Origin of the sequence: Methylotuvimicrobium buryatense (assembly GCF_005931095.1) — a bacterium.
Taxonomy (GTDB): domain Bacteria; phylum Pseudomonadota; class Gammaproteobacteria; order Methylococcales; family Methylomonadaceae; genus Methylotuvimicrobium; species Methylotuvimicrobium buryatense.
Window position 1 is genome coordinate 3955798 of sequence record NZ_CP035467.1, and the last position, 25350, is coordinate 3981147.

Below are 25350 nucleotides of genomic sequence, written 5' to 3' on the forward strand. Positions count from 1 at the left end.
TCATCTCCATGCACCCAATATTTTCGCCCAACTGGCCAAGCGGAGATCACCTGGAAATTGGCGATGGTAATGAAAAACAGAACCTTTGCAGCGTTCAAATAGAACATGGGGTAGTTCGCCTTCCAAGTTCACTGAGCCATCATCACGGAAGCGATAAGCTTCCTCCCCCATACAGGAACGAAACCAATCCGCCGGACTGTCGCCAAAGACAGGCCGAAAGTCCAATTCACGTTTCGACTCGGTCATAACTGCCTGGTAATGACGTAGGAGACAATCGGCAGTATGCTCTAGTGCAAAACGCTTTCTTACATCTTGGCTGGCTTGGCGTGACAAACGCCAACGCAAATCGGGTTGGGCATTCAGTCTGGCCAGCACTCTAGCAAATTCAGCAGGACTGTCCACTACCAAGCCCGTTTTACCATGTTCAACCAAATACCGTTCTGCAGGATTGTTTAACACTATGGGTATCACTCCCATCGACATGGCTTCGAGTAGGGCATTCTCAGTCGTACCGTAATGTAACGGGTTGAGCAGATAGGCTAACACGTCGAAGCCCGCCAACTCTGCCGCCACATTGGTACGGTAGCCTCGAATCGCTAAGCGGCTGTCGAGTCCCCGCCGCTGAGCTTCGTTCAATAATTCCACTCCAGTAGTCGGATCCCCCACCAAAATCAAGCGAAAATTCGGCAGCTTCACGGCGGCGACAAAATCCAGCAGCCGGGGGTGCAGCTTGGCGAAGTTTAGGGTCCCCAGATAGCCTACTCGTAGTGGACCATTCAGGGGACGTTGCTGCGGTTCTGGCAGGTCATCGAAACCGCCGGTGCTAAACACCGCGTCTACCCGCAGCCAAACATCTCCATCCAAGTCGGCCAGGGCGACTTGCGACCAACTGCAGGGCGAAGTGAACAGGAATCGAGCCGGCATGGTCACGAAGGCGGTTGGCAATCTGGGTACATGCAAACCGGAGATATGACTCCATACCACCAGCCGCATGGCTGGTAGCTCCCCCCCTAGCCAGGCAGCCACCGCCGGGTGGTGCCACCATTCCAACTGCACGATATCTGCCGCCGCGACTTGCTCGGCTAGTTCTACTTGGCTTGGGCAAACCAATAACTGGCCGTCGTGGGCTCGCACCTGGTCGACGAACTGGGATTTCTCCGGCGCTTCTAGACAGGCGATAGTGTGATAGATGCCGTCACCGCGCCTAGTCGAGGCCTCTACCAGGCGGGAGAGCACCTTGCCAACACCGCCGCCTAGGTGGGCGGTTATATGAAGCACTTCCACCAATACTCACTCATAATATAAAGTTAGTTTTTTTAATCCAACGCTCTTTCCAAATCGCATTTTCGACACCATGGTGCCAGGCATCCCTTTTTTCTCTTAGTTGTTGCTGCATATACCCCGCCTTTTGTTCTTCAACGAATGACCGCATGGCTTTTGCTCCTCGCCTGAATGGTATTGATGCTCTGCGGACACCACTGATAGCATTAGCATTAATATAACGCAGATCGACACTCCAACGGCACGATTGAGAGGTATTTAATAGTGACCTATGCGGAGTAAATTGACTGAAAACAATGCATGAGCCTCGCTTAATAATGCAATTTTCGGTGTTAAAATGCTCAGCAATCTCATACGGAATTTCCAGATACCAAGACTTATAGCCAAATTCAAGCTGTTCATGAGGAATGTGCAGCAATTCATGGTCGTTTCGGTGTTCTGCGCATGCAAACTCCATACCTCCGCTGTTAGCGGTGACATTGCGTATCGGAATCCAGAACGTGAGGATTTGACTTTCAATTGCCTCTTTATATAGGTAAGCACTGTCCTGATGCCAAGGCACTGCAAACAACTCAATGTTTGGGGGTTTTGGCCTAACGGTCCAGAAAGGGTGACCATCTATGTCAGGCCCGATCAGCGATTGGGCAATATCCACCAAATGGCTTTCGCTCCAGAGATTAAACAATCCCGGCGTCATAATGAAGGAGTGTGTAAAAATCAACGACGCACCTGGACACCTACTTTCAAGAGCCAACATCCTTGCATCAATATCTGAAGCCACTCCCGAAATGTCAATCCTGAGATAAGCTGCCATTTCATCTATACGTTCCAAGATATCTTCCTCAAGACGAGCTAGCATAGCCTCAGGTATAACATCACCAATAATGAGAAATCCATTATTATGAAAAGAATGCTTCTGATCGTCTGAGAGCATTTTGGTCCTCACGTAAACTTTTATAGAGATGCAAACAATATAGTATCGGTGCAACTAGGAGACTGATGACGGATGTAAAACTTGTATTCTGGCACCATTTCCATCAACAAGACAGGAATTCTGAGAAAATCTTCCACCTTATGATAAAGACATATTGCGAGCTTGGGCTTAAAAGTTTTGATAGTCTGCATGGCGCCTTTTAGTGCCTCGAATTCCGAACCTTCGATGTCCATTTTTATTATATCTACCGGCGCACCGTTCATAATGGAATCGATTGTTGTGACTGGAATGGCTTGCTTATCTTCGCCGTCAATATCGATGTAAGAATACATCCCATTAGAGCGCAATGAAACGCTCCCAGTAAAATTCGAAAGCCCTTGTTTGATGATTTCAATTTTCCCGGGTGACGCCGAATTCGCAACCTCAAACAGTTTATCTTGCATACTATCATCGGGTTCGAACGCATATATCTTGCTATATTGATTATTTGATGCCTCAATGAACAGCCGCACTGTATCACCATCGTAAGCGCCGCAATCCAGGAAAACAGAATTCGATAAAGGCCGCATAAAGGAACGAAACAAATACCAATCGTCGTTGCCAGTAAAGGCAATCTCGAAATCTTCCCGCTCGCCGGTCAGGTGAGCCTTTAATACCTTGAGAAAGGTTTGTTTTGAATAGTCATCTGCTAATGAATCCAATACCTGGTAAAAGCCATGAAGATTTTCACAGAAGAATTGTTTGAACTCATGGGGTTCGAAATAATGCACACACTCCAAATCGATATCACAGACCTGCGCAGGTGTGACTCTCTTAATCAATGAATTGTAAATCTCTTTGAAATAGATTGGTGATGATATAACAAAGGTAGAATTAGGATAGTGATCGATGGCCTCCTCAAAGGAAACTATCCGGTACTTACCCTCGTGATAAGAACCTAGCTTGTCTGGATTAGAGTCGCAGATACCAAAAATATTAAAATTATATTTCTCTAACTTTTTTATTATGGCAGGCATAGCAAATCCAGCACCATACAAAAAAACGGGATTGCCTTCGTTTGCTCTCTTAAGAAATGTATCAACGCGGCTCTCTATCAAACACAAATCATTTAGCATGACTAGTCCTTCAACATGTAAAAATGCAATCTACATCAAAAAATATAAAATATCTGTTTTTCAGTCCAACCCAACCCTATCGCCGCTGCTCTAATATCATCCACAGATAAATAAGAAGTAATCACCAATAAGCCAGTGGGATCAACATACTCTGGTGCCTCAATCCTGATTCCTGTAAGTCGCTTTTTTTGCTTTATAAGATTGCTATCAATAATATGTATAACCTTATTTATCTCCAGCAGTCCCTGCGCCGAAAGGTCAAGCAGCTCAAGACCAGCTCCCCACAGCGTGACTTTATCGTAAAAGCCAAAACAGTGGTGAAGATTTGTAAGCAGTATTTCCTGTTGACGACGCTCGTCTTCAAAGAAAGAGACAATGTTCTTTGTCAGAGTCTGGTCAGCTTTCACCCGCTCAAAGTCATTAGCTTCCTTGGAAAACAAAACCATCAATGACGGATAGTCTTTAATACTTCCCTTCATTGGTAGCAGTACCCGCTCAACTGCCGTCACATGTAACCCCTTTCGCTCCCCCAACATACTTAAGGCCTTTAGGGTAAAATGATTAACGTGTTCCTTCATACCAGGCCAAAAATTGGTTCCTACTCTGGCCAGTGAATATAGAGCGGCATCAGGTACTTCAACCATCAACCGCCCCGTGCTTTCCAAAACGCGAGCAGCCTCTTCCATAACTAATTCAACGTTGAGAATATGCTCAAAAACGTGGAAATAACAAATTATATCCTGACTAGAATCTTCATATGGAAGAGCAAAGACACTGCCTTGTTTGATTGGTAGATCACGACTCCCAAAATCATTCACACTAGTAGAATCAATGTCAACCCCGGACAATAGAAATAAACCAGGTGCACGTTCATCAACATATCTGATAAATCCTCCTCTGGAGCAACCAACATCCAAAAGTCGGCCACCACCCGGAGCAATGGTTTGGAGCAAATTTAAGTAATGTCTGTATCTTATTTGATCTTCCTGACTTCTACCCCCTACACCAATACCACCGGCTGAGGCATACATACAGTCATTGGAATAGTAGTTTTCGATCGCTTGGTCATCGAACTCACCCTGCAACCTGACAAATCCACACCTAACGCATTCGAGTAAATCCGCCTTATAAGAGAAAAGCCCCCCATCAAAATCACCGTACTGACAATATCCACGTTCTTTTAATCTACCTTCACATGCGGGACATCGTTTAATTACTGCCATTGGAATTTCCTTTATCAAAGCTTGGATTCAAGTTTTTATAACTTGGTAGAAAGCGGTAAATATCAACGTGGATTCAACTCATAAACGCGCTAGAAGTTCATTAGCATACTCATCTACATTGTCCGGCAGGCAATGACTGAGTTGGCCACAGGCAGCGCAGGTATGGTTGTCCTTGCGCCGCCCCTGTAAGTGAGCAACCCGGTGCCGATGCATGGCCTCGCTGTTCCAAATCGCCTTCAGGGATTGGATGCGAACGTCACCAATATTCAGCTTGCGTGCCCAGTCTAAGAAGCACAGACTTACCGTACCGTCGGTGTTTACCGCCATGGAATAGAAAATATATGGACATACCGACACTTCCTGGATGGCGTTACCATAGATACCTTCGGTGATTTGGATCCCAGTACGTTCCTCTACGTCGAAGGTGGGCCAACAGGGGGCAAAGTTTTCGATGAAGACTCGATCAGCGATGTCGCCAAAAATCTCGAAGAAGCGCTGTCGCTCCGTGTCGCTGAGTATGTCGCCGGGGATTTTGACGCAGATTTCACAGTCGCCCTTACGCTCGTAAAGCCGACGGATGTTGTCCACGAATTGGTCGAAGTCCATCCGCGTTTGGGTAAACTCCCAGTACTGGGCGCTGGACATGCCATCCACGGAGATGTTGATGCGGTCGATACCTGCGTCCAAGATGGGACCCACCTTATCCGGAGTAAGTAGATAGCCGTTGGTAGTAGTGTCGATGTACTGCACATAACCGCTGGCCTTGGCGTAACCTACCATGTCGGCGAAGCGATTGTGCAGCAAGGGTTCACCTTCCTTGTACAAACGCAGCACCTTCAGAGGCTGATCGAATTCGCTCAAGTCGTCGATCACCTTCTTGTACACATCAAAATTCAGTCGTCCCTGCCAACGGCCCGTGGACTTGATCAGATTCCGATCGCCGGTGGGACAAAACTTGCATTGGAAGTTGCAGGTATTCACCGGGTCCACGAACAGCACGAAGGGGGTGGACAAAGGGATCACTTCCTGCAGAGGAGTGCGCTCATCCAGGTTAATGCGGGGTTTGATGCTCGCTTTCATGTATATTTCCTTCTTTCGTTCAGACGACCGTCTTCTGGGATTCTGTATGGATGGCACCATGCTGGGCATCCTTGATCGCTTTTGGTTGATTTTTGGAAACGATCTTAACCTGCTGTCCCGCCTCGATCACGTGTATGGATGCGCCGTTGCAGTGGTTACAGACCCGAGCCCATTTCATTTCCAGGAAAGCCGACACCTGACGACGCACCTCCGCGACCGGCAGATTGCGGATATCCACGTAGTCGCCTGGGTAGTCCGGAATCTTGCCGATCAGGGTGCCATAGGCACTGCGGCTGCACTTGAACAAGCGGCCGTCGAAGATATCGTTGGAGACGAAACAGCAAGTGCCATAGACCTGCTCCAGTTCGGACTCAGAATAGCCCCTAGCATCGAAGCCGCCGAAATCAAACCACTGTAGGGTCTGGGTATAGCGATGGTGGACACCCCGAGCCTGTAGGCGACCGATGAACTTGTCCACGTTACGCTGAAACTTGACCGGGATGTGCTCTCCATACCCGCTGATCTCCACGATGACACGGGGACTGGCCAGCAGTTCGAACACACGCTCGCTTTGGGGAATCACTGTGCCATTGGTGATCACGTGCACCACCCCCACTCGAGGCAGGGTCATGATTCCTTCAAGGATGGCCTCGATCTCGGGATGCAGCATGGATTCGCCTCCCACCAGCACTATCTTGTTAACCAAGTCCACGGCGTTGACGAATTTCTTCAGGTCGGCCAAGATCTGGGCGGCGGGGATATCTACGTGGTCCGATGCCACGTAGTGATCACGCAGATGATTGCAGCCGACACAGGTCAGGGTGCACTTGTTGGAGACCAGTACTCCCACCGAAGGAATCACCAGCTCAATAGGCCGTTCCGGCGCTAAGTCCTGAACGAAGTGTTGACGCACGTGGTCATCGAAGATATCGCAGCGGTTGCGGGTATCGCTCACTACTGGACATATGTGACAGGTTTCCAGGTCGAACTGAAACTGCCCTTCCGCCCGCCGAGACGCGCACTCCCCATGCAACAATCGGGTGATAAAGTCCCGTTCGGTGATCACTCGAGTGTAACCCGCTTTTTCAAGCCTTGCACGGACCTGTGCAGCCACATTCTCCGCGAAGATGGTAACGATGACTCCACTTTCGCCACGCTCCGATTCAGGCAGGGCGTGAAAATCCGGCTTGCATACCGGGGCACCACCCAGCTCGGCACCGATAGTGTCGGCGCGCAGGTCCCAGAAGAAGTCCACCGACACGCCGAACCAGTTCAGGGCTTCTTGGATCCGACGTCCAATCTTGCCGGCGCCGTAGATGATAACCCGACGGCCCATTAAGGCCGTCAGGTCGGGAGCATAGGATTGGGTTCTGTTCATGCTGGCCTCCCGTCGTCGATTGCCGCCAGGGTACGAAAACCCTCAGGCGGGTCGTAGCTAAAGGTGCGGGCTCCTGGGGACAGGGTCGGCAACAGAGCGCGATAAAGTGCCCCCGGGTCATGTTCGGTAGACTCAGCGCAGTAGTTCATGGTTCGCCATGTATGAGTTATGCGGATGTCAGGATCGAAAACTGTAGCCAAGGCCAGGAAGCGCCGGGCCAGAGCATAGTTCTCCTCACGGAACACGTGGTGGCAATAGCGCAGGGTGAGCTGCCCCACCCGCTTCACTGCCGCATCGAAGAACTGTTCCAGATAGGGCCGACCACGACCTTGGCGGAACATTTCGGTCAAGGTAGAGTGATATTCCATCATGTGGCCAATACCCCGGTTGCACTGGGCCGTGGTGCTCTCGCCATGTACCCGATAAATGCCTACCGGCGCCCGCAGGTAGGCCACGTCGCCAGCCAAGGCGCACTTGAACCATAGCAGGCCATCTAGATTGACAATGTGGCGTAGGTCGACGCCACCAATCTGCTCTAGCACCGACCGCCGTACCAAAACCTGGCAGGGTAGGAAGGACATGAACAGAAATACCTTAGCCTGGCGCTCGCCGGGGATCACACAGTCCACATTGTAAAACGGCGTGATCGACCAGGGCTCGCCGCTCTCGTCCGTCTCCAAGCGCTCGCCCACTGCCATGCCCGCCTCCGGGTAGGCTTGAAGGATAGGGACCAGGCATGCAGCGAAATCCGGCAGCAACTGATCGTCACTGTGCAAGATCACCACGAACTCCCCCCGGGCCTCGGCAATTGCCCGGTTAGTAGCCGTCGGCTGCCCCTGGTTAGTGTCGAGGCACAGCAGACGGATATGATCGCCGAACTCGGCAGCAACGGCCAGGGAGTCGTCGGTGGAAGCATCATCCACCAGAATGACCTCAATACGGGGCCAGGTCTGAGCTAGAGCGCTGATCAAGCAGGCGCGCAGATAGCGACTTTTGTTGTAGTTAGGGATACAGATGCTTACCTGGGGCAAGATCATGGCTACCGGCCCTTCCCTAGTCGAAGTCGGCGCAGGCCCGCGTCCAAAGGTACCTGAGGCCGCCAACCAGGCAATACCTGAGCCCCTTCCCAGGGTTGGAATACTTCACGTTGCCGATAAGGCCGCCCCCCCCACTCCGCTCGGACCGGATGTTGAGGATCGGCGGCATTGAAGCATTCTACCAATTCCCGCAGCGATAAAGCCGCAGTAGATGGCAATCGGTAGACCCGCCGCTGCCCTGCTTGCATATCCAGCACCTGCTCGCAGGCCAGGGTAAAGCCGTCAGCCAGATCATCCACATGCACTAAATGCATATATTGCTCCCCCTCTGACATGTCTAAGACGTCTCCGGATTGTGCATATAAGCTTAAAATATGAATCAATTTTTCTCTTGGGTCATCTTCACCATAACTATCATATAAATGCAACTCTAACATTCTCATGCCATTTGCACTTAGATAATACTCGGCCAATGTGGAAAATGCCTGCTTGGTCGCCGCATATAAATTGACCGGACAATACGCTTTATTTTCATAATGTTGCCAAGCAGTACCTGCATAAACCAAAGCATTACAACCAACTTTACACATGGCATCCAGTAAATATGCGCCAAATTCAATATTAGCTTTAACTAAAACGCCCACATCTCGGTAACCATGTTCCGAGACATAATATGCAGCCAAATGAACCACAATATCCGGCGAAAATTCGGTCAAAGCACGCTCAAAGCCGCCTCCGGCGTCATCCACAGTCCAGATTAGACACTGATCAGGCAAGTAAGACTGATTAGCACTACCTAATCGTAACAAGCAACCAACCCGATGGCCTTGCATTAATAAATGCGGAATCAAATGGGAGCCTAAAAAACCGGATGCTCCAGTCACTAATATTTTCATGACAACTCGTATACAAACGGACTGCTAAAGTCTGCTAAAACCGGATGTCGTTTATCTCGATCAGATACCAACGGCGTTGATTCTTCCCAAGGAATACCAATCGAATCCCAGCGTATACCTCGATCATATTCCGGCGAATACGGTTCGGAAACCTGATATACCACTAAGGCTTGGTCAGTCAAAGCACAAAAACCATGCGCTAAACCTTTAGGTATATAAAGCATATTGCTCTTTGCAGCCGATAATTCAAATGAATCAAAATGACCATAAGTCGGGGAGCCAATACGAATATCAAGCACAACATCCTTTACCGCACCGTGAGCACAATAAACCACTTTCACATGATCTCGCGGCGGACTTTGAAAATGCATGCCACGAACCACGCCTTTCTTTGAAACCGAATAAAACGATTCCGAAAAGTCTGTCTCGAGGCCCATGTCTTTAAAACTAGGTTGATGAAAGGTTTTAACAAAATAGCCACGGCAATCTTCAAATCTTTTAGGCTGCAACAGCAAACACCCGGGAATAATAGACTCACAGATCTTAAAGGACGAACTAGCCGACTGACTTGCCATTTAATATCCCTTTATAAATGCCGTCAGTCGATCATAGACAAAATCCAACATCTCTACAGTCAAGCCAGGATACAGACCCAACCAAAATGTTTGACTCATTACTAAATCAGTAGTATCTAAACTACCATTGACCCGATACTTTCGAGTAGCCATATAAGGTTGTCTAACTAAATTTCCTGCAAACAATAAGCGCGAATGTATTTTATGTTTAGCCAAGAATTTCAATAATTCCACCCTCTCTATGCCTGTTGATGACCGAATCGTCAAAGGAAAACCAAACCACGATGCTTCGCTATTTGTAGTTGTTTTCGGTAATACAAAAATGTTTTCTAACGACTTTAATTGCTGGACAAGGTAATCGAAATTCCGTTTTCTAGCGATAATGAATTCGGGTAACTTATCCATCTGCACTAACCCACATGCCGCTTGCATATCGGTCATTTTTAAGTTAAATCCTAAATGTGAATAAATATATTTATGATCATAACCTTTAGGTAAATCACCTAACTGCCAGCCATAACGCATGCCACAAGTGTCATCAAACCCGGGCGCACAATAACAATCACGCCCCCAATCTCTAAAACTTTCTATGATTTTTTTTAATTTGCGATCTGCGGTAAACACCATACCGCCTTCGCCAGTCGTAATATGATGGGCCGGATAGAAACTACACGTTGCGATATGTCCGAAAGTACCGACATGTTGTCCTTTGTAAGTGGATCCTAATGCATCGCAACAATCTTCAATAACCCATAGATTGTACTTGTCGGCTAATGACATTACCGTTTCAAGATCGAATGGATTACCTAAGGTATGCGCCAGTACGATTGCCCTAGTTTTAGACGAGATAGCTGCTTCTATTTTGGTTGTATCAATGTTGTATGTAGGAATATTAACATCGACAAATACGGGCACCATTCCCATTTGTAATATAGGGTTCACCGTTGTCGGAAAGCCTGCGGCAACAGTAATGACCTCATCTCCGGCCTTTAAAGCCTTGCTTCCCAGTTTAGGACTGGTCAATGCTGCAACAGCCAGCAGATTGGCAGACGATCCCGAGTTTGTAGTCAAGGCGTAAGGCACGCCGACAAAATCGGCAAAACGCTTTTCAAATGCGTCATTAAAGCGACCGGTAGTGAGCCAGCCATCCAAAGCAGATTCCGTAATAGCGGCTATTTCTGGCTCGCCAATCACTTTTCCGGATACCGGAACCGCAGTTACTCCCGGTTGAAAACGAGTATCTTGGTACTTATTATCGCAATAAGGCGTAATTTCTTTAATAATATTGCTTCTTAAAATTTCTTCCAGCTTTTCAGGACTAACCGACGTTTTTTTACTTAAAACTAGACTTTTATTCAAGAGATATTGCTTTTCTAAGCGTATATAACTGTCTCTTGGCAACGGCTGACAACCTACTAAATAATCGGGCGCTTCTATTTTTATAGAGATATCTTTATGCCCGGATTTCGTCGTTATAAAAACAAAGCGAATATCACCATACTCATCCGGAGCGGACAAAGCTAAGGCGGGTCGTTTTTTATGCGTTGTTAAATCGGTAAACGGAAAAGGCAGAACACAAATATCTCCAGCCTGTATATTAAAGGTCATTCCAGACATCCTCTTCAGGATCAGCCAATACCGCCATTGCAAATCCATTTTCTTGTTGCATTGTAGCCAACTCTATACTTTCCAGTGGCTTGATCTCTTCAACGGGCCAGACAATCACTTCAACACGTCTATCCGCATATTCCGGTAGATTCAGCTCAACTAAGCCTGTGTGAGATACTTCGGCAATGATCCGTTCCTCGCTCATTATCCCGCTCCTCTTTGATTTGTGAATAACTGTATTTGCTTGCGGCAAAATAGCCCCATATCTAAGCCTTGAGATTCTGCCTGATACCACTCGGCAGTCAATTGCAATGCGTCGGATAGCCGCCAGCGAGGATGCCAGTCCAAGCGTTCGTGTGCCTTAGTGCTGTCCAATTTTAATGAACGCGCTTCATGAAACTGTGTTTGTTCTTCTATTGTCCAGTTCGCTTGAGGCCAATAGGTGGCTAAATGCTGCACAATCGATTGTACCGGTTGCATATCGTTCATATCCGGGCCAAAGTTCCAAGGCTCTGCATAGTGCTGTCCTTCAGTAAATAGCTTTTCAGCGAGTAGTAAATAACCCGATAGCGAATCCAGTACATGTTGCCAAGGTCTGATGGCGTTTGGATTACGAATGGATAGCGTTTGATTAGCTTGAAAAGCTTGAATAATATCCGGTACCAATCGATCAGGCGACCAGTCGCCACCACCGATAACATTTCCGGCGCGTGCGCTGGCAATGGCGGGGCTATGCGCATCCGAAAAAAAACTGTTACGGTAAGAAGCAATCAATAATTCGGCGCAGGCTTTACTGCTGCTATAAGGATCATAGCCTCCCAAGGGCTCGTTTTCCCGATACGCCCAAATCCATTCTTTGTTATCGTAACACTTATCGGTCGTTACGATAACCGCGGCACGTACACTCGGACAAGCACGGATCGCTTCCAACACATGCAGCGTTCCGATGACATTGGTTTGGTAGGTCTCAACCGGATTTTGATAAGCATAGCGCACTAAGGGCTGTGCGGCCAAATGGATGACAATATCCGGCTCGGTTTTTAAGAATACGGATTTAAGCGCGGATAAATCGCGGATATCACCAATGTGTGAAGCTATGCATTGGCCGACATTGGCTTTTTCGAACAAATTAGGTTGTGTCGGCGGAGCCAACGCAAAGCCGTAGACATGCGCCTTCATCTGCTGCAACCATAAAGCCAGCCAACTCCCTTTAAATCCGGTATGCCCTGTTATCAAGACTTTTTTATCTCGCCAAAAGCTTTCGTTTATTCCCATGTTTTCCAAGGTGCCCTACCCGAATTCCATAAATGTTCCAAATAGTTTTTGTCTCTCAATGTGTCCATTGGCTGCCAAAAATCCTTATGTTTATAAACGGCAAGCTGTCCTTCTTTGGCTAAGCGTTCGAGAGGTTTCTGCTCCCACCCTGTGTCGTCGTTATCGATGTAATCAATCACTTTAGGTGACAATACAAAAAAACCGCCATTTACCATGGCATTATCGCCTTTCGGTTTTTCCTGAAAGGAAACGACCCGGTCTCCTAATGTGTTAAGCGCGCCAAATTTAGCTTGCGGATAGGTTGCTGTGATGGTCGCCAGTGTATTTTGTTGGCGATGAAACCGGATGCTTTCGGTGATGTTGATATTTCCCACGCCGTCACCATAGGTAAAACAGAAAAATTCTTCATCTTTTACGTAATTTTTAATTCGCCGCATCCGACCACCGGTACCGCTGTGTTCGCCGGTATCGACTAACGTTACTTTCCAGGGTTCGGCTTTGTTTTCATGCACATGCATTTTATTGTTGGCCATATCGAACGTGACATCGGACATATGTAAGAAATAATTAGCGAAATATTCTTTGATGAGATAGCCTTTGTAGCCGCAACAAATGATAAATTCATTGATTCCGTGACTGGAATATATTTTCAAAATATGCCAAAGCATCGGCTTTCCACCAATTTCAACCATTGGCTTGGGCTTGATGTTTGTTTCCTCGCACAATCGGGTGCCTAGCCCACCGGCTAAAATAACAGCTTTCATAAAAATGTCTCGTGTCTTGGGTTTATCTCGTAAGGCCGAATAAAATAGCCAGTAGCCCTGATGGAGCAAAGCGGAATTCGAGGCATTTAGCGTTAAGACTTCCTTATGAGCTGTCGGCTTGTTTCTTGACTATTGCAGGAGCGTTTCGACACTCTCGGCGGTGAATATTTGTTCCGCCCAGTGTTCAAGCTGTCTGGTATCGGCTGCCTGTATTTTTTGCTCAGCCCAATCGGGTAAGGCACCGTATTTCAACCGGATTTGTTTGCCCAACACGCGGGCCGCTTCTTGTCGGGCTCCTTTTTTTATACCTGTTTTCTCACCTCTTTGTTTACCTATTTCTATGCCTTTCTCTATGCCTTTTTCTATGCCTCTTTCTTCCCATTGCTGGGCCCAATTGGTCATCCGTTCGGCTAACATGGCGTTTACCTCGTTGAGTTCTTGATATTCGGGGATGCTGTCTTGTTTAAATCTTACACGCAATAAGCGGCTGAGCCAAATGGCAAAGCTTCGCCGGATTGCTTGATAGCGCGATGTGTCGAGTTGTTGATGCAATCGCTGGATCCGTTCGCGCATTTCATCGGGCGTTTGGCAAAATTCCAGTGCAATCAAATGTCCGACCAGATTGTCCGGATGCTGTTGGCTATAATCCGTCGGAGTGGCTTTTTCTTGCAATAAAAAGTAGCTCAAACGCGGCGTGTAGCGCCTCAGTGCCGGATGCACCGGTTAGACTAGCTGTTCCATATCCACAGGCCCCGTCCAGTCGGGCGAGCCATTGTAGATAACGATCGGCATGACCGGCGGCAGAAGATCGCCTTTTTTCAGGGACTGGGAACGGATGATGTCTTGGTATAAGAGCGCCATGTAGGCCATCACGCGGTTGGCCATGAAATAGTCGTCGCTGGACTGAAATTCCAGCAACAAGTACAGATACAGCCAGGTGTCTTTGAATTTCAGCCGCCAGATGCTGTCATCGTGGCGTTCGCGCAAGTCATCGCTAACAAAGCTGGCCTTGTAGGGTTCCAGCGTCGTGAAGTCGGTGCTGTCCAGCCATTCGGGATGCACGAATCCGGTCAGCAGGTCTTCGACCAGCCGGGGATGGCTGAACAGCAGTTTGTAGCCGGTGTCGTGTTTCATCGCAGGTTTCTTTGTCATGGCTTATAGCGCCCTTATTCCGGCCAAAACTCAGAATTCATAACCAGCTCAATGCCCCACGGACAAGACTCAGGGACGCAATCGAGTCCAGTTTCCTTGACCGCAAGGCTAACGGCATCAGACCACACCCATTCCCACCAATCGGATTGGGCCAGATCGGTTTTAAGGCTGGGGGTTTCCTTCAAGCAACCTGCAATCCCTCGCCGTTGCTCCTTGATTGTCCGCTGCCAGCTTTTGCTTCGAAAGCCTTCCTGATGATATTGCCATTTCAGAAGATGGGCCAGCAAAATCGCCATTCTGCTTCTCAGTTCTCTCCGTTCGCTTTTGCCCACGTCCTCAATCTCATCCGCAATATGTTCAAGGTCGAGCATGTTGAATTGGCCCACACGGAGAAGCGCGGCCTGCTCGTTCGCCCATGCAATAATATCAGATTCGTAGCTATGCATCGAAAAGCCCTCAAAATGTCCCAATAGTGTTTTAAACTGTGGAAAGGCAACATCGAGTCTCATCAGAAAAACGACTCCCTTTTGCAATCAAAGGAGCCATAGCCCTAATCCCCGCGAACCGCATGGACGTAGCCTTTCCAACCAGAGTAATTCTAACCGTCACGAGTTGCCGCTAAGGAACGGGCATGAAATAACTTAGGCTTTTTTATTCCCTCTCCCCAACCCTCTCCCAGAGCATAAGTATCTACACAAGTTTTCCAGAAAAATGGCATGATGTCGCATGATTTTAAAAAACACTGACGGGTATAGACCCACGCCTCGCCAAGCGCCATCAGCAATTGGTACTTGAACACATCAACTCAAGCGAAAGCCTGAGCGCAGGCTTGAAGGCGTTGCCGAATAAGATCAGCAGTTTCGCCAGCACGCAAGCAGCTAGGCGATTTTATCAGAATGAATTGGTCAGCTTGTCGAAATTACAGGAACCACTGACTGCAGCAGCTCATGAAGGCATCGCCGAGCATTGCAGCCAGTATGCCTTATGTATGCATGATTGGTCACACCTGAGCTTCAAGCATGCTAACAAAACCGATACGTATGCTATTACGCATGAGACGGATGTTGGCTATGACTTGCAAACCAGTCTGATCGTCAGCGATCAGAACGGGCAACCGCTGGCGCCGGTGGCGCAGCGATTAGTGAGTGCTGACGGGAGTTATGCCACCGGCGATCCCGAGCCCGGCTTGCCCGTCAAGCATCATCTGGATGAAGTTAGCGACTGCATCCAGTTTTTGGACGGACAAGGTTTTGCCAAGCCATTAGTACACCTAATTGACCGGGAAGGGGATTCCGTTGGCCATATCCGCCGCTGGGAAGCGGCGGATAGCCACTGGCTAGTACGCGTCAAGGATAATCCTAATGTGGACTACCAGGGCAAGCCCATGGCTTGTAAAGCCGTGGCGCAAGAACTGGCGTTCAGCAAGACTCGGCAAGTCAGTTATCATGGTCAGACTTATTGGCAGTGGGTGGCAGAAACAGACGTGACGCTAACCCGTCCCGCCAAACCGAGTCAGAAGAAAGGCAAAAAGCCGGCTGTGCCTGGCATTCCTGTAGCGGCTAGGCTGGTGGTCAGTCGCGTCTTGTCCGACGAGGGTGATGTGTTGGCGGAATGGTTGCTATTGACCAATGTGAAAGACGTTGATGCTTCGACCCTTGCGCTATGGTACTACTGGCGCTGGCAAATCGAGTGTTTCTTCAAACTGGTCAAGTCGGCAGGCCACCACCTCGAATCGTGGCAACAGGAATCAGCCCTGGCCATTGCCAAACGCCTCTTGGTGGCTAGCATGGCCTGCGTTACGGTTTGGGCCATAGCCGCCGACAAAAGCAAGGAAGCGGCTGATTAAGACTATTTCCGATCAAACTCAGCGGCAGGCAAATGCGCCACAACAAGGAGTTTACGAATCCAGCACTGTTGTCGGGGCTGTGGGTCTTCCTCTCCATGCTTGAAATCATGGATGCCTACTCTCAAGAAGAACTGGATAGCTTGAAAGCAACCGCTCAGCAATTTTTAGGAAAAGATGTGTAGATACTTATGGTAGCAAGGCGCGAAAACAGGCGCACGGCTTTGTAATACGCCCTCAGCAAAATCAAACTTGATGACGGGATAGCTTTGACCCCAATCCCATTTGCCTTCAATAAACAAGCCTTTAAATAAGGCTTGGTTGCCTTCGAACAGTTCTTTTAAAGTATCGACCAACAGGCTTTTGCCAAAGCGCCTTGGGCGCGATAAGAAGAAACGCGCCGGTTGTTGCACCATGTTCCAAGTCAACGGGGTTTTGTCGATATAAGTCATATCGTTGTCACGAATAGCCCCGAAGGTGTTGATGCCAATAGGGAGTTTGGATAAAGTCATAAGGATACCCGTTGCCAATCAAGTTGCGCTAAGTTTCGTTGGGCTTGATTAAAGATTAAACCGACTTCAAACACCGTTTGGTCGCCATTTATATATTTTTGTACATAAGCTTTATCTTGAATTTGTTGCAAAGCAGGATTGGGGGTCTGTTTTTGGTAGTCGGCACTTTTGTCCAGCTTGATTTCCATGACGTAGATGAAATCGCCCAGCTCTACGGTCAAGTCGACTTGGCCTCGGTTCGTGGTATCCTCCGGAATGATCGTAGCATTCAAACTGGCAAAAAACGCATAGAGCACGCTGGCGTAGTAACCTTCGGAATCGGGCAAGTCATTGTTGGTAAAGTTGCGCCACGGTATGGCAGCGAATAAACGTTGTAAGACGGTTTGCAATTGCGGCAGATCGCCTTGATTCAAGCAGTCGAATACCTGATGCTGAATTTTGAGTTTTTCGCTAGCCAACGTTTGGGTATAGCCATTGATTAGATGCGAATTTAGCGCTTGCCGCACTTCCCGGTTGGGCACTTTGAGTTGAAACAGAAATTGGCCGTCAAAACCCGTATACGCTTTTTCGATCGTCAGATAGCCGGCTTGAAACAGTAAAGTAACCGGGTCTATCGCTTCGACGTCGAACGAATCCAGGATTTCTTCGGAAGCTTCCAGCTGTTCCAAGTCCGGCAGAAAATAGGCTTTTTGTTGGAACAATTTGATTAAAAAGCTGGGGTTGCCGGTTTCGAACCAGTAGTTACGGTAGCGTTGGTTGCCGCTGATGAATAATAGAATATCGTAAGGATTGTAAACCGGCTCGCCTAAAAATTGGTAGCCGTTGTACCAATCTTTTAGTTGCGCCCAATCAACATCGGCTAAATGCCCGGCAAAGACGGTCTCTAAATCCTGTTGGGTATAACCGCAAATAGTGGCGTAATTCTCGTCCAGGGTAATATCTTTAAGTTGGTTCAAACCGCTAAACAAGCTGACTTTGGAAAATTTGCTCACGCCGGTCATAAATATGAATTGCAGATGCGCGTCCTGGCCTTTCAGTACCGAGTAGATGTTTTTCAATCCCTCGCGGACTTCGGCAGCGCGTTCCGGATAGTCGATGTTGTCCAAGATCGGCTTGTCGTATTCATCGACTAAGACGACGACTTTTTGGCCGTATTTTTCGCGGGCTTTCAAGATTAAATCCGTAAACTTACCCGGAATATCGGCACGCTGATTGTCGGATTCGACGCCTAGCCTTTGTTGATTTTCGGTCAAGATGATTTCAATTCGCTCGTCGAGCTGCTTTCGGCTCTGTAAGATGCCGGAAGCAAAATCGATTTTAATAACGGGATAGGACTTGCTCCAATCCCATTTATCATGAATATATAAACCTTCGAATAAGGCTCGATTGCCTTCGAACAATTCTTTTAAGGTATCGACCAATAAGCTTTTGCCGAAGCGGCGGGGGCGCGATAAAAAATAGGCTTTGCCTGCGTCAATTAGTTGCGCTATCAAGGGCGTTTTATCAACATAGCAATACGGATTTTCCCGTATTTCGGCGAAGGTTTGTATGGCTAATGGCAATTTTTTTAACGTCTTCATAATTTTCGCCAGTCGAGTTGCGCCAGGTTCCGTTGAACTTGATTAAAGATTAAACCGACTTCAAACACCGTTTGTTCGCCGACTATATATTTTTGTGCATAGGCTTTATCTTGAATTTGTTGCAAGGCTGGATTGGGCGTTTGTTTTTGGTAATCGGAGCTTTTATCGAGCTTGATTTCCATGACGTAAATAAAGTCGCCCAGCATGACTGTCATATCAACCTGCCCCCGATTCGTAATGTCTTCCGGAATAATCGTCGCGTTCAGGCTCGCAAAAAACGCATAGAGCACACTGGCGTAGTAACCTTCGGAATCGGGCAAGTCATTGTTGGTAAAGTTGCGCCACGGTATGGCAGCGAATAAACGTTGTAAGACGGTTTGCAATTGCGGCAGATCGCCTTGATTCAAGCAGTCGAATACCTGATGCTGAATTTTGAGTTTTTCGCTCGCCAGCGTTTGGGTGTAGCCGTTGATGAAGTGCGAATTAAGCGCCTGCCGCACTTCCCGGTTGGGCACTTTGAGTTGAAACAGAAATTGACCGTCAAAACCCGTATACGCTTTTTCGATCGTCAGATAGCCGGCTTGAAATAGTAAAGTAACCGGGTCTATCGCTTCGACGTCGAACGAATCCAGGATTTCTTCCGAGACTTCGAGCTGTTCCAGGTCGGGCAGAAAATAGGCTTTTTGTTGGAACAATTTGATTAAAAAGCTGGGGTTTCCGGTTTCGAACCAGTAGTTACGGTAGCGTTGGTTGCCGCTGATGAATAATAAAATATCGTAAGGATTGTAAACCGGCTCGCCTAAAAATTGGTAGCCGTTGTACCAATCTTTTAGTTGCGCCCAATCAACATCGGCTAAATGCCCGGCAAAGGCGGTCTCTAAATCCTGTTGGGTATAACCGCAAATAGTGGCGTAATTCTCGTCCAGGGTAATATCTTTAAGTTGGTTCAAACCGCTAAACAAGCTGACTTTGGAAAATTTGCTCACGCCGGTCATAAATATGAATTGCAGATGCGCGTCCTGGCCTTTCAGTACCGAGTAGATGTTTTTCAATCCCTCGCGGACTTCGGCAGCGCGTTCCGGATAGTCGATGTTGTCCAAGATCGGCTTGTCATATTCATCGACTAAGACGACGACTTTTTGGCCGTATTTTTCGCGGGCTTTCAAGATTAAATCCGTAAACTTACCCGGAATATCGGCACGCTGATTGCCGGATTCGACGCCTAGCCTTTGTTGATTTTCGGTCAAGATGATTTCAATTCGCTCGTCGAGCTGCTTTCGGCTCTGTAAGATGCCGGAAGCAAAATCGATTTTAATAACGGGGTAGGACTTGCTCCAATCCCATTTATCATGAATATATAAACCTTCGAATAAGGCTCGATTGCCTTCGAATAGTTCTTTTAAGGTATCGACCAACAAACTTTTGCCGAAGCGGCGCGGGCGGGATAAAAAGAATCGCGCCGGTTGCTTCGTCATTTGCCAGACCAACGGGGTTTTGTCGATATAGACCATGTCTTGTTCGCGTATCACCGACAGTGTATTGATACCGATTGGAAGTGCTTGCAATGACATGATTCGACCTTTTCCGCGTTAATCTTGGGGTTTCTGAAATTTGCGATTTGTTGATTTAGGGGTTCGTGATAACTAACGTCCTGGAACTATGAGCTTTGTTGAGGGTACAGTAACTCGCTTGACAGGACGCCGTGAATACGTCCTTGTAGGCTTGACGGCGGCTTTCCCTGCCGCCGACACCTGCCAAGCGAGTTACTGAACCCTCCATAAAATAGGGAAGTTATTTACGACCAAATCCTTAGGGAATCAGCACGTTCGCATCGGGCACAACTTTCAGCAGCGCTTGTTGCAATGCCGACTTGGCCTTTACGTCACCGTGAATCAACCGAATTTCCGATGGTTTGACCCGCATGCCCTTGACGAAACGAATCAGCGAATCCTTGTCGGCGTGAGCGGAGTAGCCGTTCAATTGATACACGCCCGCATTGATCGTATAACGCCGCCCGTCTAGTTCGACATAGCCTTTTCTCGGACCGTAAGTTTGAATGGTCCGCCCCGGCGTGCCTTCTGCTTGATAACCGGCCAGAAGAATATCGGTGCGCTCGTCTTCGATTAAAGCTTTTAAATAATTGACGATTCGACCGCCCGCGCACATACCGCTGGCCGCAATGACGATACAAGGCCGCGCGGTCTTTTTCAGATAGTCGACCGTGTTCAGATGATCTTGATGCGAGTCAATCGTCGTGATCTGCTCAAAGGCTAACGGATGCCGCCCGGCGCGAAGCTTCCGCTTGGCTTCGGCGTCCCAATAAGGTTTGAGCTTTCGGTAAACTTCGGTGAAGCGATTCGCGAGCGGCGAGTCGACGATGATTTCGAGGTCTTCCCAGGCCAGGCCTTTCGCTACGGATTCTTCCCGGTAACGATTAATCAGTTCTTCGAGTTCGTACAGGAGCTCCTGCGTTCGTCCAATACTGAACGCCGGGATCAGGATCGCGCCGCGATTTTGCAAGCAATGGCTGATCAATTGCTTCAGCATATCTTTACGTTGCCTCCGGTTTTCATGCAAACGATCGCCGTAGGTGCTTTCGAGCACTAGTACGTCAGCCCGATAAGGCGATTTCGGCGACGGCAGCAGCGGCGTATAGGGTCCCCCCAAATCGCCGGAAAACACAATGCGTTTATGTTGTTCGCCGCTCCCGACATCGCATTCGATGTAGGCGGAACCGAGTATGTGCCCGGCCGGTTTGAATTTGATTTTTAATTTGCTACCGGTTTTCCCGCTCAACGGCACCGATTGCCACTGTCCATAAGGCACGGCGACTATCTTCGACCGGATCAAGCCGATAAAACGCTCGACCAACGCCTTGTCGCGCGTGAATCCGACCTGCACTGCATCTTCGAGCACCAGCGGCAACAATTCTGCCGACGGCTCGGAACAATAAATCGGCCCGTCGAAACCGGCAGCCAGCAAATAAGGTATGCGACCGACATGGTCGATATGACAATGCGTGACGATCAACGCACGGACCGGCTGAACCGGAAATTCGACCTGCAATTTGTCGAAGGCCGCGCCGTCGTTCGAGACTTCCGCGCCTTGGAATAAGCCGCAACCGATCAACACCGAATCGTCGGCATCGATTTTCAACTCATGACAGGAGCCGGTGACGCCGTTGACCGCGCCGTGATGTTCGATTGTTGGATACATTGATTTTATAGTTAACTATTTCAAGATTGCCGCTGTTCCTGAATGAATGCCGAGACATCCTCGTTATCGACCTGGTAATAGATATCCTCGACCGAAATACTCGTATCGATCGACTCGAAATAAATCGTATCGCCGAGATAATAATAAGCCGCCTGCCAGCCGCTTTGCCGCGTAAACACTTCGATTTCGGCCTTATCTTGTTCGATTAGCACATATTCCTGCAGCAACTCCAAGGATTGGTAGGCTTCGCGTTTCAAGGTTTTGTCGATTCTCCGTGTCGTCGGCGAAAGCACTTCAATGATGATGACGGGGCTGGTTTTATAGTAATCGTTTTCATGATTCTGCCGGTCGTAGACCACCATCACATCGGGATAATAAAAGTCGTTTTGGACTTTGACTTTCATGTCGTTGATATAGGCTGTGCATGGCGACTGTCTTTGTTTCAACACATTTCTAAGCTCGGCAAAAACATTGCCGTTAATCTTATTGTGCTTGTCGCTTGCGCCGGTCATCGCACAGACAATCCCGTCAATCAATTCATGCCGGATTTGACCGTCTTGTTCGCCTTCCAGATAATCCGCTTCGCTCAAGCGGTGTTCGACATAGTCGACGCGCATGATACTCACCCTCCGATGTTCTCTATCAAGCCAACACCGATAATAGCCAGCGTACGTCGGTCAAGCATTGTTCGATCAATGCATCCGGAACTAACGGCGCTTGGCTCAACGAAAACACTCGAGCAAATACGGCGGCCTGTTCCTGCGTGACACACTGCTGCGGCAATAATTCGCCGTACAACCAAACGGTCGCCTGATCGGCCGGCGGCGGTTGGGTTTTACCGCCAATTGCCGCGGCTTTGGCCAACAAGGCAGAGGTCAACAAGTCCATCACACCGGCATTCGCGTGCTGAGCCCACAGTAATTCGGCCGACTTCAATTTGTCTTCGGCCGTCTGATGCAACGGATTGACCGGTTCGACCCCGGCTTCGCTTTCGCCCGGCTCGAACAGTACTTCGGTTTGCGCGACCGGCGAAGCGGCTCCAAGACGCTGTAAACCGGCCAAGGTTCGCCGGTCGATCAGCGCCACCGGAACATCGGGCTCGGACAGGTTGCGCGCGTTACCTTCGTCGGCATCGTCGACCGCATTCAAAACGACCAGCAACCCGCCGCCTGCGCCTAGTATGCGCTCGATACGGGTGCCGAAACAGTTCTGTATATTCACGATCAATTGCCGAATCGCGCTATCGGATTCGTCCTCGCTGGCGGCAGGCCCCGTATGTTTAAGCGGTTTTTCGGGCTGATCGGCAGATGCCGTTTCGAGGCTTTCTTCCAACTCCAGCAACGGCGGCTTATTTTCCGTGTCTGCCGGGGGCTCTGTTGCGGTCAGCTCATCGATCAATGTCTGCAGCATTTTTTTCGACACGCCGACGACATCCTCGGAAGCCTCGGGATCGATGACATTGTCGAACAGGTCGCGTTTGTTTTGTACCAGCTTCGCGACTTGCTGCTCGTAGGAATCCTCGGCCAGCAATAGGAAAATCAGCACGTTCTGTTTCTGACCTAGACGATGAATCCGCGCGATGCGTTGATCCAGTATGGCCGGATTCCACGGCATGTCCAGATTGATCAACACGGTCGCCGATTGCAAATTCAGGCCCGTTCCGCCGGCATCGGTCGAAATGAACACTTGCACCGAATCGTCTTTTTCGAAGCGCTCCATTAATTCGCCGCGCTTTTCGCTCGGTACGCCGCCATGCAATCGCACGCAGCCGAGTCCCATTGCGCGGACCTTCGCTTCGACCATTTCGGTCATCAGTGCCCATTGCGAGAAGATAACCGCCTTACGGCTGCTTTCGAGGCAGATCTCTTCGAGGATGCCCACCATTTCGTCGAGTTTCGGCGAACCTTCTGTTTCCTTATCGACAAGGCCGGCGGCATTGCAGGCCATGCGTGCTTGTTGCAACGCGGCCATGAAGCGGTTTTGTTCGCTCGGCGTCAACGGTCGGCGTTTTGCGATTTGTGCGATATAACCTGCCGCGGACAGCGCCGATCCGTGTAGTTCGACTTGCTGGGGCGTCATCGGGATATCCAGGCGCACTTCGGTCCGATCCGGCAATTGATCGCTGACCAAGCTGCGATTGCGCCGCAACATAATCGGCGCGATACGCCGCCGTAACTCGGATAAGTTTCGGTAACCGATCACCTTGCCGCGTTCGTCGGTCACATGGAAATCGAGCAAACAGCGCCACAGCGGTCCGAGCACGCGCGCGTCGATCACCTGCAACAAGCTGTAAAGGTCTTCCAGGCGGTTTTCCAGCGGCGTGCCGCTTAGCACGAACACATAACGCGACGGAATCAATTTCACCGAAGAAGCGATTTTAGTGCGCCAGTTTTTGATGCGCTGCGCTTCGTCGAGAATCACCAGATCAGGCTTCAGCGTTTCGGTGATGACGCTAAGATCGCGCAAGATCAATTCGTAATTGACGATGAAAAACAAGGCATCGGCGCGGTAATGCACCGAACGGTTTTCGGCGGGACCTTGCACGATGCGCGCGCCATGCGACGTGAATTTTTCGATTTCGCGTGCCCATTGCGATTTCAACGACGCCGGGCATACGATCAGGACGCGCCGAATGCCGAGATTATCGGCCATCCAGGATGCTGCCGTTATAGCCTGTAAGGTTTTACCCAGCCCCATGTCGTCGGCAAGCAGCGCCCGGCCGCGCGAGGCTAAAAATGCCACGCCTTCGCTTTGATACGGAAATAAACGCGCCTTGATACCGGGCAATACACCGTTCGCGCGCAGAATTTCCTGAGCAATCTGCCGGCCCCGTTCGGCTTGCACGGCATCCTCGGCACATTGCCGGGCATAGCGCACGGCATCGTCGCCCAATTGTAAATCTTCTCGCCCGAATACTTGCTCCGACAATCTGAAAAAATCTTCCGGCATGCGCCCGTTGAAACTGCCGTCGGCATTGAAATAATTCGCGAGCAACTCGGCGAGATCCGTTTCGATATGCAGGCTGCGATGTAAGCGCAGCACCGGATGCGTGGCCGACTCCCAAGATAGGTAGACGAAAGACACCGGGCAACCGGCCTGTTTCAGTTTCTTATAGTCGGGCTGTTTGCTCGCATAATGCAAGACCGCTTCGATATGTTTACAAGTGCCGAGGCGGTTACTTGCCAAATCGGGACAGGTGCAATAATTCATACGTTGATCGAGCGAGCGAATCTGCACCTGATAGGTTTGCTGCCAATGCGTCGCCGATTGGATCGACGACGCCTGCCAAATGCCGAAACCGAGATTGCCGCTGATCAATTTAACACGGACTTCGTTGCGGCCTTTTTTGACGCGTTCGGCGATCGCTTCCTCGACCGCGCTACCGAGCAGAGTCTGTTCATCGCCTCCGAACTGATCGGCGTAAGCGTACAAGACCGCGACAGCATGCTTGCAAACCAGCTGATGATCGCCGCAGTGGCAATCGACATGAAGTTGCATATCCCCGCCTTCGGACAACTCCACATAATACGGCAACTCGGCATCCTCATCTTCGACCTGAGCCGACAAGATGCCGTCCTGTAGGTCGAGATCGAACACACGGTTCTCGGAAAAATAAGCCAGGCCTTGCTTAACACGGTCATCGGCCGCGACGGCATGCAGTCGTTCGGTATCGAAAAGAAAAAAATCGTTGTCCATAGCGTTTGCCGTTAAGAAATCGGAAGTTAGGTTATTCTAACGTAATTTAACGGCTTGTCGCTTCGGGTATTTTCGGCATATACCCATCTTCGGCCTCAGGGGTGCTCGTCAAAGGACGCCGTAAATACGTCCCTCTATACCTGCTCCATGCAGGCAAAGCCTTTGCCGCACACCCCGGTGCCTCC

Annotated in this window: 24 protein-coding genes; 2 read left to right on the forward strand and 22 right to left on the reverse strand. The window is 49.3% G+C overall.

Translation table 11 applies throughout. The features are described 5' to 3' along the window. The 16 genes from EQU24_RS17710 to EQU24_RS17780 form a co-directional block, all read right to left on the reverse strand. Nucleotides 1-1284: a glycosyltransferase family 4 protein gene (locus EQU24_RS17710; RefSeq protein ID WP_017842290.1), complete on the reverse strand. Its 1284-nt coding sequence runs from the start codon at nucleotides 1282-1284 to the stop codon at nucleotides 1-3. A 10-nt stretch (nucleotides 1285-1294) separates the two neighbouring features. Beyond that, the gene (locus EQU24_RS17715) at nucleotides 1295-2215 is read right to left on the reverse strand and encodes a phytanoyl-CoA dioxygenase family protein (protein WP_017842289.1); all 921 of its coding nucleotides are present in this window, start codon (nucleotides 2213-2215) and stop codon (nucleotides 1295-1297) included. Nucleotides 2216-2235: 20 nt separating this feature from the next. Continuing rightward, nucleotides 2236-3330 (reverse strand): FkbM family methyltransferase, encoded by a 1095-nt coding sequence (locus EQU24_RS17720; RefSeq protein WP_017842288.1) that lies wholly within the window; start codon nucleotides 3328-3330, stop codon nucleotides 2236-2238. A gap of 35 nt (nucleotides 3331-3365) precedes the next feature. After that, entirely contained in the window at nucleotides 3366-4553 is a 1188-nt protein-coding gene (locus EQU24_RS17725) for a class I SAM-dependent methyltransferase (protein WP_017842287.1), read from the reverse strand. 78 nt (nucleotides 4554-4631) lie between these two features. Next, complete coding sequence (locus EQU24_RS17730) at nucleotides 4632-5633, reverse strand: radical SAM/SPASM domain-containing protein (RefSeq protein WP_017842286.1); 1002 nt, start codon at nucleotides 5631-5633, stop codon at nucleotides 4632-4634. A gap of 19 nt (nucleotides 5634-5652) precedes the next feature. After that, nucleotides 5653-7011: a radical SAM family protein gene (locus EQU24_RS17735; RefSeq protein ID WP_017842285.1), complete on the reverse strand. Its 1359-nt coding sequence runs from the start codon at nucleotides 7009-7011 to the stop codon at nucleotides 5653-5655. Beyond that, nucleotides 7008-8048, reverse strand: a complete 1041-nt coding sequence (locus EQU24_RS17740) for a glycosyltransferase family 2 protein (protein WP_017842284.1) — start codon at nucleotides 8046-8048, stop codon at nucleotides 7008-7010. The genes EQU24_RS17735 and EQU24_RS17740 overlap by 4 nt, the downstream gene beginning before the upstream one ends. 2 nt (nucleotides 8049-8050) lie before the next feature. After that, nucleotides 8051-8944 carry an NAD-dependent epimerase/dehydratase family protein gene (locus EQU24_RS17745; protein ID WP_017842283.1) on the reverse strand — a complete coding sequence of 298 codons (894 nt, stop codon included), beginning with the start codon at nucleotides 8942-8944 and terminating at the stop codon, nucleotides 8051-8053. Further along, nucleotides 8941-9519 carry a dTDP-4-dehydrorhamnose 3,5-epimerase gene (rfbC, locus tag EQU24_RS17750; protein ID WP_017842282.1) on the reverse strand — a complete coding sequence of 193 codons (579 nt, stop codon included), beginning with the start codon at nucleotides 9517-9519 and terminating at the stop codon, nucleotides 8941-8943. Before rfbC ends, EQU24_RS17745 begins: the two co-directional genes overlap by 4 nt. Then, nucleotides 9520-11127, reverse strand: coding sequence for a lipopolysaccharide biosynthesis protein RfbH (rfbH, locus tag EQU24_RS17755; RefSeq protein WP_017842281.1), 1608 nt, complete (start codon nucleotides 11125-11127; stop codon nucleotides 9520-9522). After that, on the reverse strand, nucleotides 11117-11332 hold the full coding sequence (locus EQU24_RS17760; protein WP_017842280.1) for a hypothetical protein: 216 nt from the start codon (nucleotides 11330-11332) through the stop codon (nucleotides 11117-11119). The genes rfbH and EQU24_RS17760 overlap by 11 nt, the downstream gene beginning before the upstream one ends. Then, nucleotides 11332-12402: a CDP-glucose 4,6-dehydratase gene (rfbG, locus tag EQU24_RS17765; protein WP_017842279.1), complete on the reverse strand. Its 1071-nt coding sequence runs from the start codon at nucleotides 12400-12402 to the stop codon at nucleotides 11332-11334. The genes EQU24_RS17760 and rfbG overlap by 1 nt, the downstream gene beginning before the upstream one ends. Then, entirely contained in the window at nucleotides 12393-13166 is a 774-nt protein-coding gene (gene rfbF / locus EQU24_RS17770; protein WP_017842278.1) for a glucose-1-phosphate cytidylyltransferase, read from the reverse strand. Before rfbF ends, rfbG begins: the two co-directional genes overlap by 10 nt. 129 nt (nucleotides 13167-13295) lie before the next feature. After that, nucleotides 13296-13886 (reverse strand): RpnC/YadD family protein, encoded by a 591-nt coding sequence (locus EQU24_RS22770; protein WP_017842277.1) that lies wholly within the window; start codon nucleotides 13884-13886, stop codon nucleotides 13296-13298. A 3-nt stretch (nucleotides 13887-13889) separates the two neighbouring features. Further along, the gene (locus EQU24_RS22775) at nucleotides 13890-14300 is read right to left on the reverse strand and encodes an Rpn family recombination-promoting nuclease/putative transposase (protein WP_017842276.1); all 411 of its coding nucleotides are present in this window, start codon (nucleotides 14298-14300) and stop codon (nucleotides 13890-13892) included. Nucleotides 14301-14332: 32 nt separating this feature from the next. Continuing rightward, nucleotides 14333-14764: a DUF29 domain-containing protein gene (locus tag EQU24_RS17780; protein ID WP_026130340.1), complete on the reverse strand. Its 432-nt coding sequence runs from the start codon at nucleotides 14762-14764 to the stop codon at nucleotides 14333-14335. Between the two features lie 338 nt (nucleotides 14765-15102). Between EQU24_RS17780 and EQU24_RS17785 the strand changes: the two genes are divergently transcribed. Together EQU24_RS17785 and EQU24_RS22555 are read left to right on the forward strand one after the other, a co-directional pair. Further along, a complete protein-coding gene (locus EQU24_RS17785) occupies nucleotides 15103-16164 on the forward strand; it encodes a transposase (RefSeq protein WP_017842274.1) in 1062 nt (353 codons plus the stop codon). Nucleotides 16165-16196: 32 nt separating this feature from the next. Further along, a complete protein-coding gene (locus tag EQU24_RS22555; RefSeq protein ID WP_017842273.1) occupies nucleotides 16197-16346 on the forward strand; it encodes a hypothetical protein in 150 nt (49 codons plus the stop codon). Here EQU24_RS22555 and EQU24_RS17790 read toward each other — a convergent pair. From EQU24_RS17790 to EQU24_RS17815, 6 genes are all read right to left on the reverse strand, one after another. Then, nucleotides 16329-16691 carry an AAA family ATPase gene (locus EQU24_RS17790; RefSeq protein ID WP_244310891.1) on the reverse strand — a complete coding sequence of 121 codons (363 nt, stop codon included), beginning with the start codon at nucleotides 16689-16691 and terminating at the stop codon, nucleotides 16329-16331. The two genes, EQU24_RS22555 and EQU24_RS17790, sit on opposite strands and share 18 nt — an antisense overlap. Beyond that, nucleotides 16670-18253: an ATP-binding protein gene (locus tag EQU24_RS17795; protein WP_017842271.1), complete on the reverse strand. Its 1584-nt coding sequence runs from the start codon at nucleotides 18251-18253 to the stop codon at nucleotides 16670-16672. The genes EQU24_RS17790 and EQU24_RS17795 overlap by 22 nt, the downstream gene beginning before the upstream one ends. Then, entirely contained in the window at nucleotides 18250-19824 is a 1575-nt protein-coding gene (locus EQU24_RS17800) for an ATP-binding protein (protein WP_017842270.1), read from the reverse strand. Before EQU24_RS17800 ends, EQU24_RS17795 begins: the two co-directional genes overlap by 4 nt. A gap of 238 nt (nucleotides 19825-20062) precedes the next feature. After that, complete coding sequence (locus EQU24_RS17805) at nucleotides 20063-21469, reverse strand: MBL fold metallo-hydrolase RNA specificity domain-containing protein (protein WP_017842269.1); 1407 nt, start codon at nucleotides 21467-21469, stop codon at nucleotides 20063-20065. A 20-nt stretch (nucleotides 21470-21489) separates the two neighbouring features. Beyond that, nucleotides 21490-22086 carry a Uma2 family endonuclease gene (locus EQU24_RS17810; protein WP_017842268.1) on the reverse strand — a complete coding sequence of 199 codons (597 nt, stop codon included), beginning with the start codon at nucleotides 22084-22086 and terminating at the stop codon, nucleotides 21490-21492. A 25-nt stretch (nucleotides 22087-22111) separates the two neighbouring features. Then, nucleotides 22112-25165 carry a DEAD/DEAH box helicase gene (locus EQU24_RS17815; RefSeq protein ID WP_017842267.1) on the reverse strand — a complete coding sequence of 1018 codons (3054 nt, stop codon included), beginning with the start codon at nucleotides 25163-25165 and terminating at the stop codon, nucleotides 22112-22114. Nucleotides 25166-25350: the final 185 nt, after the last annotated feature.